A 12,082-nucleotide genomic window follows, 5' to 3' on the forward strand; every position below is an offset into this window, starting at 1 on the left:
AAGAAATAGAGTTTACAGATGAAGTAGTTGCTGTAGTTGAATACAGAGATGGAAGCATCATAGACACTATAAGAAAAGTTAAATAATATTATTGAAAAATAATATTAATTTATAAATTATGACTATGTTAAGTTTATTTTTAATGAAAGCTAGTCATTATAAAACTTAACATAGTCGAAAAATTAAATATATATATTATCGGAGGATTAAGAGGATGGCAACAGTAAGCATGTCTCAAACAAAGAAAAAAGAATCTTTCAAGATATTTGGTATGTCTTGGCACATTTACGCTGCAGTAGCAGGTATAGCTTTAGTAGCTATGTTTGGTGATTATTTACCAAGTAACACAATAGGAGCATTCGCAATACTTTATACTTTAGGTATAGCATTAGGATGGATAGGGGATAGAATACCTGTATGGAACACTTATATAGGTGGTGGTTCAATACTTGCATTCTTAGGTTCAGCATATTTAGTTTATATAGGTATAATACCAGAAGCAACAATAGAAACAGTAAAGATATTCATGGACACAACTGATTTCTTAGATTTATTTATAGCAGTACTTATAACTGGTTCAATATTATCTGTTAATAGAAAATTATTATTAAAAGCTTTCGCAGGATACTTACCAGCAATACTTGCAGGTATAGTTGGTGCAATACTTTTAGGTATAGTTGGTGGAATTATATTTGGTGTTTCTCCAGCAGACGTTGCAACTAGATACGTATTACCTATAATGGGTGGTGGTACTGGTGCAGGTGCAATACCAATGGCTGATATATATGCAAACGCTACTGGAAATGACCCAGCTCAATGGTTATCATTTGGATTATCAATATTAACAATAGCTAACATAATAGCTATAATATCTGCTGGTGTATTAAATAAAATCGGTGAGTTAAAATTCGGAAAAGCTTTAACTGGTAACGGTGAGTTAATAAGAAATGCTGAAGATTTATCTAAATTAGAAGATACTGAAGAAGTAAAAGTAACTCAAAGAGAAATAGCTTGTGGATTAATATTAGCTTGTGCATTCTATGTTGCAGGTAATATATTATCTAAAGTTGTTCAAATACCAGAATTTACATTATTTGGATCTACTTTAAAAATAGATATACATAGATTTGCTTGGATGGTTGTATTAGTTGCTGTAGCAAACGTTATAGGTGTAATACCAGCTGAATTAAGAGTTGGGGCTAACAAGTTACAAGGATTCTTCACTAAGCAATTCTTATTAGTTATAATGTGTGGTGTAGGTATAGCTCTTACTGACTTAGGTGAGTTAATAGCTGCATTCACAATAGGTAACGTTGTAATAGCTGCATTTATAGTTTTAGGAGCAATATTAGGTTCAGGTCTTGTTGGATGGATTGTAGGATTCTACCCAATAGAAACTGCAATAACAGCTGGATTATGTATGGCTAACAGAGGTGGTTCAGGAGACTTAGCAGTTCTTGGAGCAGCTAAGAGAATGGAACTTATATCATTTGCACAAATATCTTCTCGTTTAGGTGGAGGATTAATGTTAATAATAGCTTCTGTAGTATTTGGTATATTCTGCTAATAAGAAATATTAAATGAGTATAGAACTTTGATAAGATAAAAGGTATTGTATTTTGCAATACCTTTTTATCGTAATTTTAAATATTAGATACAGAGGTGAAATTATGAGCAAAAAAAATAAAGAACCTAAAAAAAGTAACAAGGAACTTCTAAGAGAAGCTAGAGAAGAAGGAATGTTTAAAGAAGCTAGAGAGTTTACAAAAAAGAAAAAATATGTTGCAGCAAGTAAAAAAGATAATATAATGATATATGTTGTAATGATAATAGGGCTACTAGCATTTGTATTAATTAATAGAATATTTGGAGTATAGAAAAGGTTGGTGCACAAGAGCATGTATTATAATGTAGAAAGTATAAATTTAAAATCAAACTATGAAACTAATGAAGTAAGAAAATTTTTAGAAAAATTCAGCCTTAAATATGAAGACGTTGATTACACAGTGGTAATTAGAGAAAATGATGATATAATAGCTACATGTTCTAAGAAAGAAAATATATTGAAATGTTTTGCGATAAGTGAAAACTACCAAGGATTAGGTTTATCGAATAACCTTATATCAAAAGTTACTGAAAAGTTATTTTTAGAAGGTAGATACCATAGTTTTATATTTACAAAGCCTGAGAATCAATTCTTATTTGAAGGTTTAGGATATAAAAACATATTTACGACTGATAAAGTAAGCTTATTAGAAAGTGGAAATAAAAATATAAATGCAAGTTTAGATAAATTAAAAAAAGAATATAAAATAGATGATAGTAAAGAATATGCAGCATTAGTTATGAACTGTAATCCATTTACACTAGGGCATAGATACATAATAGAAAGTGCATGTAAAAGTAATGAAAATGTAATAATATTTGTAGTAGAAGAAGATAAATCTGTTTTTCCATTTAAATCAAGATTCAAGTTAATCAAAGAAGGAACTAAAGATTTAGAAAATGTAACGGTTGTACCAGCAGGGGAGTATATAATATCATCAGCAACTTTCCCTAATTACTTTTTAAAGAAAAATGATGATGCATTAAAAGAATATACAAAATTAGATTGTAATATATTTGGAAAATACTTTGTTCCAAAGTTTAATATAAAGAAAAGATTTGTGGGAAGTGAGCCTCATTGTGAAGTTACTAATATGTACAATGAAACTATACAAGAAGTTCTTCCTAAATATAATGTACAAGTTGAATTAATAAAAAGAAAAGAAATAGAGAATGATGCAATTAGTGCATCTAGAGTTAGAAAATTACTAAAAGATGTAAAGTTTGATCAAGTTAAAGAATTAGTTCCTAAAACAACATTTGACTTTTTACTTAGTGAGGAAGGTGAATTGGTAATAAGTAAGTTATAACTTAAGTTTTACCAAATTAATTATGAATATAGACTTAATTGAAGAATTTTTATTTGATAGAGAAAAAAGAGTTAAGAATCAAGAAAACTTATTTAAAAATTATAAAGATAAAACACTGGTAACTCTTAGAATTAATTATCCTGGAATTGAAAAATCAAACTATATAACTGATGATATTGTTAGTATAATTTATAATGAAATTTTAACTTACTATAAAAAGTATATAGTTTATAATGATAGATATAAAAATAAAGAAGGATTAGTTTGTCATTTTATATTTGATGCAGATTTTGTTAGTATTAAAAAGTTAATGATAGATATTGAAGAAAAGCATATACTAGGTAGATGTGTAGATATAGATGTATATACTATGAAAAATGATAATGTCATAGGCATATCTAGATCAGATTTATACAAACAGCCTAGAAAATGTTTTATATGTGATAAAGATGCTAAAATTTGCTCTAGAGCTCAAAGTCATAATATAGAGGAAATCAAAAAATATTTTGAAGAAGTATATTTAAAATATAAGGACTATCAAAAAAAAAGAGAAACTTTAGCTTATAGAATATCTCAAATAGCTGTAAAAGCCATGATAAGTGAAGTTTCTACATTTCCTTCATTTGGTTTAGTATCACCAATAAGTCAAGGGGCTCATGAAGACATGAACTATTATACTTTTTTAGATAGTGCATTTGCTATAGCACCATTTTTTAAAGAGATGTATAACATAGGATACTCATATCATGAGCCTAAATACATATTTGATGCTATTAGAGAAATTGGTATACTATGTGAACATAAAATGTTTGAAGCAACTAATAATATAAATACTCATAAAGGAATGATATTTTTAATGGGTATAACTATAGCATCTCTTGCAAAGGTAACATATAATAATAGAAAATTTGAAGATATACAAAGTATTATAAAATCAATGGTTAATGATATTTTAGATGATTTTAAAGATATAGAAAATAAGTCTGAATTAACTCATGGAGAAAAGCTATATATAAAATATGGATTTACAGGTGTACGAGGACAAGTAAAAGATGGACTATCTGTTTTATTTAATAATATAATAGATAAGTATTATGATTCTGATTTATCTGAGAATGATTTATATACACAAATATTAATAGAATTATTAGCTATAGTAGAGGATAGCACTATAGTATATAGGCATGATATAAATACCTTAAAACAAGTTCAAAATGATGCAAAAGAACTTTTAAAAATAGGTGGTGTGTATACTAGTAATGGGAAAATAAGAATTTTAGAATTAGAAAATGAATATATAAATAAAAATATAAGTCCAGGTGGATGTGCAGACTTACTTGCTGTAACTATATTTTTGATTACTATAAAAAGAGCTAGCAACTAAATGCTAGCTCTTTTATTTATTTATCAAACTCAGCTATAACAATATCTAAAGAATCGTTTAGATGCTTTGTTATTACTGATTCTGCTAAGTCCTTATTTTTTGAAATTATTGAATTTAGTATAAGTCTATGTTCAGATAATGCTTTTTCTCTTCTTAAATCATCTTCTATAGATATATTTCTAAACCTTTGTAGATAGCTATTTAAATTAGAAATAATACCAGGAAGACGTTTCATCTTACTAGCTTTATAAATAAGAGAGTTAAATTTACCGAATAAATTGATTACTTCTTCTATATTTCCTTCATTATTTATATTTTCTGTATGATCAAGAAGGGCGTTGATCTCATCAATTTCACTTTGTGTAATATTTTCCATAGCATTAGTTACAATTAATAGCTCAAGGGATTGTCTTATCTTATAAATTTCAATAACATCATCTTTAGTAATTCTATTAACTACTACCCCAGCCCTATGAACATATTCGACTAAACCCTCTTTTTCAAGTTGTTTAAGTGCTTCTCTAACAGGAGTTCTACTTATATTTAATCTTTCAGAATATTCCTTTTCTACAAAACGTTCTCCTAATGGTATGTTACATTCTATTAGAGTTTTCCTTAGACTTTCATAAACAACTTCTCTTAGAGGCCTATTTTGAGATAAATCAGTATTAGTGACAAACTCATCCATCCAATTTTTCATTTTTATTTTATCGTCCTTCCCTTTTTAAAAAATCTATTGTATACAATTTAAAACAAATGTATACAATAGATTTTACACTAAAAATTCGAAAATACCAATAGTTTTCGACAAAATAATTTAAAAATTAACAAAATCCTTGACTATGTCAATATAATCTTTTATATAACGTGGGAGGTATGAACCTTTTCTATAAGCAACAACTAATTTAAAAGTAGTAGTTGGGTATCCTATTGAGAAGTACTTAGGTTTAGTTAATAAGTTCATATACTTTAGATGATTATCAGAAACAAAGCAAACACCATAATTAGATAGCGTAAGTCTTACGGCACACTCCATACTTCTTGTTCTCAATACAACGTTAGGTTCAAAGTTTGCAGATTTAAAAATTTTTTCTGCCATTTTACCAGTACGTTGATATGGAAAGTTAAGTATAAAATTTTCGTTTTTAAATAGTTTTATATCAATCCAATCATACTTACAATTTAATTTTTTTTCTCCCATATTAGCTAATGGATTATCAGGAGATACTGCAAGTATTAGTTCTTCTACACCTATAACTTTATACTCAAGATCTGGGTGTTCAGTATGATGGTTAAATATTGCGATATCTGCCTCTCCATTAAGTAATAGTTTTTCAGCTTCAGAAGATGAATTTTCAAATAAATTTATTTCAACATTTGGATACATTTCTTTGAATTTAGGCAGTGTTTCAGGAATTAAGTAAGAACCCCTTGTAGATGGAATGGAAAGGTTAAATCTGCCTTTATTTATTTTACGAATATCATCTATTTCAGCAGTTATTTTATTCTTAATCAGTAATATATTTTGTGCATTTCTTAAATACATTTCTCCAGCGTAAGTAAGTATAAAACGATTACCTACTTTACTGAATAAACTAACGCCAAGTACCATTTCGAGTTTTTTTATATACTTACTAAGTGAAGGTTGTGAGATATATAATTCCTCAGCTGCCTTTGTTATATTTTGATGCTTAGCAACGGATATAACATATTCTAATTCTTTAAATTCAAACACTTTAATCCTCCTTTTAAAACTATAGCTTTAATGCATAAAAAGCATGGTAATTATGTATTGGACTATTAATTAACAATATAATACAATAAAAAAGAGGAAACGACAAGCGATTTCTTCGATGATATATAATATTTAAAAGACTATATTAAATGAAATGTTGGTGGTATTAATAACTGTAACTTCAGCACTTGCATTTGTTATATCTAGCTAAAATTTTGGTCTTAGCCGAAATTAAATCATGTAACAATAAACTTATTTAATATAGTCTCTAAAAATTAAAAATCTAAAATCAGGAAATTTTAAAATCGAAAATAGGGAGGAAAAATATGAGTAATAATTTAGCTATTTTAGCACTAGTAACATTAGTTATAGTTGTAGCTTTTGGATTTTGGAAAAAGGTAAATATAGGTGTTCTATCTATAGGACTCTCATTAATATTAGGTACTATATGTGGATTAACATCAAAAGAAATATTAGCAGGGTTTGATGCACAATTATTCGCAACTCTTGTAGGAGTTACATTCTTATTTAGTATAGCTCAGGTAAACGGTACACTAGAGTTACTTGCTAATAAAGCAGTAGCAATGGTAGGTACAAAATCTTATTTAGTACCACTAATAATTTTTTTAGTTTCAGGTACACTTTCAGCAATAGGTCCAGGAAATATACCTATAGGATCTCTTATGACAGTTGTTGAGTAACAATAGCAGTTGGAATGAAGCAAAATCCAATATTATATGCATTACTAGCAAAATTAGCATCTAATGCATTTGCAATAACACCTCTAACACCAGCAGGAATAATAGCTACTGAGTTAGGTGCGAAAGTAGAAGTATTTGGATTTGAAATACCACTAATGTTAAATGTGATGTTATGGGGAGTTATATTAGGTATAGTATTCTGTGTTTGTTATAGACTAGATAAGATGAAACCAGAAAATCATTTAAGAAAAGATGATTTAGAAAAATTTGATGGTAAACAAAAAATAACATTAGTAGGTATGGCAGTTATGGTAATAATGGTTGCTGGCTTTGGTCAAAATGTGGGACTAGCATCATTCTTTATAGCTTCAATACTAATGATACTCAAAGTTGCTGAACAAAAGAAAGCCTTATCGACTGTACCATGGGGGACACTTATATTAATATGTGGAGTTGGTGTTCTTATGAATATAGTAGATACAGTTGGTGGTATTGAATTATTATCAAGCGGATTACTATCGATAATGGGTGAAAAAACAGCAAGACCAATACTTGCAGGAACAAGTGGATTATTATCATTCTTTAGTTCTACAACAGGTGTGGTTATGCCAATACTTATACCTACTGTACCATCAATAATAGATTCATTCGGTGGTGCATTTGGATTCGTAGAACTTACAAGTATAATAATTTCTTCTTCGTTTGCAGCAGCATTTTCACCAGCATCAACAGGTGGAGGATTAATACTTGCAGCATACATGTCAGCTAGTGGTGCAGGAGAAGAAGAACAAAATAAATTATTTGGACAATTATTAATGATAGCTGTAGGATGTGTAGTATTTAATATGCTTCTTTCGTATATAGGAGTATATGGAATAATCGCATAGTACATAAATATAAAAGATTTTTGGAGGGATACATTATGGTTACTTTAAAACAAGGTAAAGTTTTACTTTACAATAATGAAGTTATAGTAGAAGATGCTACTTTAGAAGCATTAAATAATAAATTAAATGAACTAGGTCAAGAAAATATAGAATCAATAGATAATGCACAAGAGAATACAATAGCAGCATCTATATTTGAATCACACAATGTTTCAGAAGATAAGAAAAATTTAAAATTAAAGTTTGACTCACTTACATCACATGACCTTACATATGTAGGTGTTATACAAACAGCAAAAGCAAGCGGACTTAAGAAATTCCCAGTACCATATATACTTACAAACTGTCACAATTCATTATGTGCAGTAGGTGGAACATAAAATGATGATGACCATTTATTTGGGCTAACTGCAGCTAAAAAGTATGGTGGAATATTTGTTCCAGCTCATCAAGCAGTAATACATCAATATATGAGAGAAATGTATGCAAACTGTGGTCATATGATACTTGGAACAGATAGTCATACAAGATACGGTGCTTTAGGAACTATGGGTGTAGGAGAAGGTGGAGGAGAGATAGTTAAACAACTTCTTGAAAACACTTACGACATGGAAAAACCTGAAGTAATAGCTGTTTATTTAGAAGGAAATATAAGAAGAGGTATAGGGCCTCAAGATATAGCATTAGCTATAATAAGAGAAGTATTCGAAAATGGATTTGTAAAAAATAAAGTTATGGAATTCGTAGGACCAGGAATAGAAAATCTTTCTATTGATTTTAGAAATGGTATAGATGTTATGACTACAGAAACAACTTGTTTAACTTCTATATGGTGTACAGATGAAAAGGTAAAAGAATATTTTGAAGTACACAATAGACCAAAAGCTTATAAAGAATTAAAGCCTGGTAAAGTAGCTATGTACGATGGATTAGTTAAAGTTGATTTAAGCAAAGTCGAATGTATGATAGCTTTACCTTTCCATCCAAGTAATGCATACACAATAAAAGAGTTAAATGAAAACTTAGAAGAAATATTAGAAAAAACAGAAATAGAAGCTCAAAAGCAAATAAGTAATCCAAACTTAAAATTAGATTTAAGAAGTAAAATAGTAGATGGTAAATTAAAAGTTGATCAAGCTGAAATAGCAGGATGTTCAGGTGGTATGTATGAAAATATACAAGCTGCAGCTAATATATTATCTGGAAAAGAATTAACTAATGATTACTATACTTTAAGTATATATCCAGCAAGTACTCCAATATACTCTAAAATGATAGAAGATGGTAGTGCTAGTGAACTTACAAAAGCAGGTGTTTTAATAAAGACTGCATTCTGTGGACCTTGTTTCGGAGCAGGAGATGTACCAGCACATGGTTCTTTATCAATAAGACATACAACTAGAAACTTCCCAAATAGAGAAGGATCAAAGCCAGGAGATGGACAATTAACATCTGTAGCTCTTATGGATGCTCGTTCAATAGCAGCAACTTCATTAAATGGAGGTATATTAACAGCAGCAACAGATTTAGAATATGATGAAACTGCAAATACTTATAGCTTTGATAAATCACCATACAGAAGAGTTTATGATGGATTTGAAAAAGGAAATGAAAATGAAGAATTAAAGTTAGGTCCAAACATAACTGAATGGCCAGAAATGATATCTTTAGAAGAAGATGTATTATTAAAAGTTGCATCAGTTATAGGAGACCCTGTTACAACAACTGATGAATTAATACCATCAGGAGATGCTGCTACATACAGATCTAATCCAAAGAAAATGTCAGATTATACACTTTCAAGACGTGATCCAGAATATGTACCAGCAGCAAAATCAATACAAGCTTTAGAAGAAGAAAGAAGAGATTTTGTAAGAGGTAATGTAAGTGAAGTCTCAGAGGAATTAAAAGATTTAGTAGAAACTATAAATCCAAATTCTTCAGTTGAAGAGCTTTTAAATAATACTGGATTTGGTAGTGTAGTATATGCTGTTAAGCCAGGAGATGGATCTGCAAGAGAGCAAGCAGCATCTAGTCAAAGAGTTTTAGGTGGTCAACTGTAGAATATGCGACAAAGAGATATCGTTCTAACTTAGTTAACTGGGGTATAATACTGTTCACTGCAGACCAAAGTGTAATAAATGAATTAGATAGAAATGATTATATATATATTCCCAAGATGAGAAGCAAAGTTGTAAATGGAGAAAAAACTATCATAGCTAAAGTTATCGGTACTAATAAAGAAAAAGAAATAGAACTTAAGTTAAATGATGTAACTGAAGAATAAGCTCAAGTTATATTAGACGGTAGTTTAATAAACTTCTATGCAAATGTAAATAAGAAAAAAACAGAAGAAAAAGTTTTAGTTAATAACTAATAAAAAAGGGGAAGTCGTTATGAATAAACTTGAATGTACTATATTTAGAGGTGGAACAAGTAAAGGTGTATTTATAAATGAAGAAAATTTACCTTCAGATAAAGGATTATGGGATGAAATACTTTTATCAGTAATGGGTAGCCCAGATGTTCGTCAAATAGATGGATTAGGTGGAGCAACATCTACAACTAGTAAGGTTGCAATAATATCAAAATCTGATAATCCAGATTGGGATGTTAATTACACATTTGCACAAGTATCTATTGATAAGCCAATAGTATCTTATAAAGGAAACTGTGGAAATATATCATCAGCAGTTGGACCTTATGCTATAGAAAAAGGATTAGTAGAAGTAACTTCTCCTGAAACTGTGGTAAGGATATACAATACTAACACTAAAAAAATAATATACTCTCATGTACAAACTCCAGATGGAAAAGTAAGTTATGATGGAGACTTTTGTATAGCAGGTGTTACAGGGACATCGTCAGTAGTAAAACTTGCATTTAAAGATCCAGCAGGAGCTATGACTGGAAAATTATTACCTACTGGAAATGTAGTAGATGCAGTAGATGTACCAGGGTATAAGTCAGTTGAAGTATCTTTAGTAGATTCATCAAATCCTCTTATATTTGTAAGAGCAAGTGATGTTGGACTTACAGGTAAAGAGTTACCAGATGAAATAGATAGCAATAAAGATATGTTAGAGAGATTAGAAACTATAAGAGGGTTAGGGGCTGTAATGCTTGGATTTATAGATGATTATAAAGAATCAGCTGAAAAATCTCCAGGTGTTCCTAAGTTAACTATAGTAGCTGAACCTTCTACATATACTAATGTTAATGGAAATGTTATAGAAGAAAAAGACATGGACTTATTAGGAAGAATGATGTCTATGCAACTTACTCATAAAACATATGCTCTTACAGGTGCATTATGTACAGCAACAGCAGCTACTATAGAAGGAACTATAGTTAATCAAGTTGTTAGAAAAGGATTCAACCCAGAAAGTTTAAATATAGCTCACCCAGGTGGCTTAATGCAAAATGGAGTTGAGTGTAATATAGATAAAGATGGAAATAGAGATGTACCTTGGGTATATGGATATAGAACATCTAGAATGATAATGGATGGAACAGTTTATTATAAATAAAAAAGTATTTACATTATTGTAATAATGAAAGACCTAGAATGGTGCTTCTAATAAAAACACTTTCTAGGTCTTTTTATTAGAATAAAATACCAGAATTTGATTTATAAGGAGTTTAGCGTGAGTAAATTAAATGAAATATTAGAATACAATAATAAATTTGTAGAAAATAAAAATTATGAAGAATATATAACATCAAAGCATCCAGATAAAAAAATAGTTATTTTATCATGTATGGATACTAGATTAACAAAACTTTTACCAAAGGCTATGAATATAAAAAATGGTGATGCAAAAATAATAAAAAATGAAGGAGCTACAGTTATGCATGCATTTGGAAGTATTATGAGGAGTGTTATACTTGCTGTTTATGAATTTGAAGTTGATGAAGTGATAGTTGTAGGACATCATAAATGTGGAATGTGTAATCTTGATATAGAAGAAATTGTAAATAAAATTTTAAATAGAGGAGTTTCTAAGGAGATAATAGACACATTATTCAATTCTGGCATAGATGTTAAACAATGGCTACATGGATTTAATTCAGTAGAGGATTCAATCAAAGATAGTATTAACTCTATAAAGAATCATCCTTTAATGCCTAAAGATATACATATACATGGGTTAGTTATATGTCCAGAAACAGGTAAATTAGAAGTAGTGGTTAATGGGTATAGTTAAAACTATTTGCATAAATTGTATACCAAATATAGATAGAAAGAACACTAAAAAAACTTGGTATACAATAAATGTATATATATAATAAATAGAGTAGGAAATAACAAAAATCGACTATTTTTAGTGTGATGAAGATGTTACTTTAAAATAAATTGAGATAGGAGTGTGAAATAGGATGAGTAAGTTAAAAATAACTGAAACTGCTTTAAGAGACGGACATCAATCTTTAATGGCAACTAGGTTAAAAACAGATGA

General features: G+C 29.2%; 13 protein-coding genes. 11 read left to right on the top strand and 2 right to left on the bottom strand.

From position 1 onward, the window contains the following. The first annotated feature begins 5 nt into the window (after positions 1-5). The 5 genes from I2A66_RS17920 to citG all read left to right on the top strand — a co-directional run bounded on the left by I2A66_RS17920 (position 6) and on the right by citG (position 4,299). Positions 6-86, top strand: a complete 81-nt coding sequence (locus tag I2A66_RS17920; RefSeq protein WP_442970900.1) for a citrate lyase subunit alpha — start codon at positions 6-8, stop codon at positions 84-86. Between the two features lie 128 nt (positions 87-214). Further along, positions 215-1,567, top strand: coding sequence for a citrate/sodium symporter CitS (gene citS, locus I2A66_RS16285; protein ID WP_122641192.1), 1,353 nt, complete (start codon positions 215-217; stop codon positions 1,565-1,567). 103 nt (positions 1,568-1,670) lie between these two features. After that, the gene (locus tag I2A66_RS16290; RefSeq protein WP_122641191.1) at positions 1,671-1,877 is read left to right on the top strand and encodes a hypothetical protein; all 207 of its coding nucleotides are present in this window, start codon (positions 1,671-1,673) and stop codon (positions 1,875-1,877) included. A gap of 21 nt (positions 1,878-1,898) precedes the next feature. Then, positions 1,899-2,915, top strand: a complete 1,017-nt coding sequence (gene citC / locus I2A66_RS16295; RefSeq protein WP_122641190.1) for a [citrate (pro-3S)-lyase] ligase — start codon at positions 1,899-1,901, stop codon at positions 2,913-2,915. 22 nt (positions 2,916-2,937) lie between these two features. After that, positions 2,938-4,299: a triphosphoribosyl-dephospho-CoA synthase CitG gene (citG, locus tag I2A66_RS16300; protein WP_147516107.1), complete on the top strand. Its 1,362-nt coding sequence runs from the start codon at positions 2,938-2,940 to the stop codon at positions 4,297-4,299. A gap of 16 nt (positions 4,300-4,315) precedes the next feature. Here citG and I2A66_RS16305 read toward each other — a convergent pair whose 3' ends face one another. Then, entirely contained in the window at positions 4,316-4,999 is a 684-nt protein-coding gene (locus I2A66_RS16305) for a GntR family transcriptional regulator (protein ID WP_122641188.1), read from the bottom strand. A gap of 117 nt (positions 5,000-5,116) precedes the next feature. Then, positions 5,117-6,034 (bottom strand): LysR family transcriptional regulator, encoded by a 918-nt coding sequence (locus I2A66_RS16310; RefSeq protein ID WP_147516106.1) that lies wholly within the window; start codon positions 6,032-6,034, stop codon positions 5,117-5,119. Between the two features lie 326 nt (positions 6,035-6,360). Between I2A66_RS16310 and I2A66_RS16315 the strand changes: the two genes are divergently transcribed. From I2A66_RS16315 to I2A66_RS16335, 6 genes are all read left to right on the top strand, one after another. Next, entirely contained in the window at positions 6,361-6,735 is a 375-nt protein-coding gene (locus I2A66_RS16315) for a hypothetical protein (protein WP_195252013.1), read from the top strand. A 14-nt stretch (positions 6,736-6,749) separates the two neighbouring features. Beyond that, complete coding sequence (locus I2A66_RS16320; RefSeq protein WP_195252014.1) at positions 6,750-7,622, top strand: SLC13 family permease; 873 nt, start codon at positions 6,750-6,752, stop codon at positions 7,620-7,622. Between the two features lie 35 nt (positions 7,623-7,657). After that, positions 7,658-8,002, top strand: a complete 345-nt coding sequence (locus I2A66_RS17745) for a hypothetical protein (protein ID WP_330615498.1) — start codon at positions 7,658-7,660, stop codon at positions 8,000-8,002. A 51-nt stretch (positions 8,003-8,053) separates the two neighbouring features. After that, a complete protein-coding gene (locus I2A66_RS16325) occupies positions 8,054-9,685 on the top strand; it encodes a hydratase (protein ID WP_334298829.1) in 1,632 nt (543 codons plus the stop codon). A 333-nt stretch (positions 9,686-10,018) separates the two neighbouring features. Beyond that, a complete protein-coding gene (locus tag I2A66_RS16330) occupies positions 10,019-11,152 on the top strand; it encodes a 2-methylaconitate cis-trans isomerase PrpF family protein (RefSeq protein WP_195252015.1) in 1,134 nt (377 codons plus the stop codon). A gap of 117 nt (positions 11,153-11,269) precedes the next feature. Beyond that, positions 11,270-11,830 (top strand): beta-class carbonic anhydrase, encoded by a 561-nt coding sequence (locus tag I2A66_RS16335; protein WP_122641183.1) that lies wholly within the window; start codon positions 11,270-11,272, stop codon positions 11,828-11,830. Positions 11,831-12,082: the final 252 nt, after the last annotated feature.

The sequence above is a fragment of the Romboutsia sp. 1001713B170207_170306_H8 genome (assembly GCF_015550495.1).
Classification (GTDB): Bacteria; Bacillota; Clostridia; order Peptostreptococcales; family Peptostreptococcaceae; genus Romboutsia_E.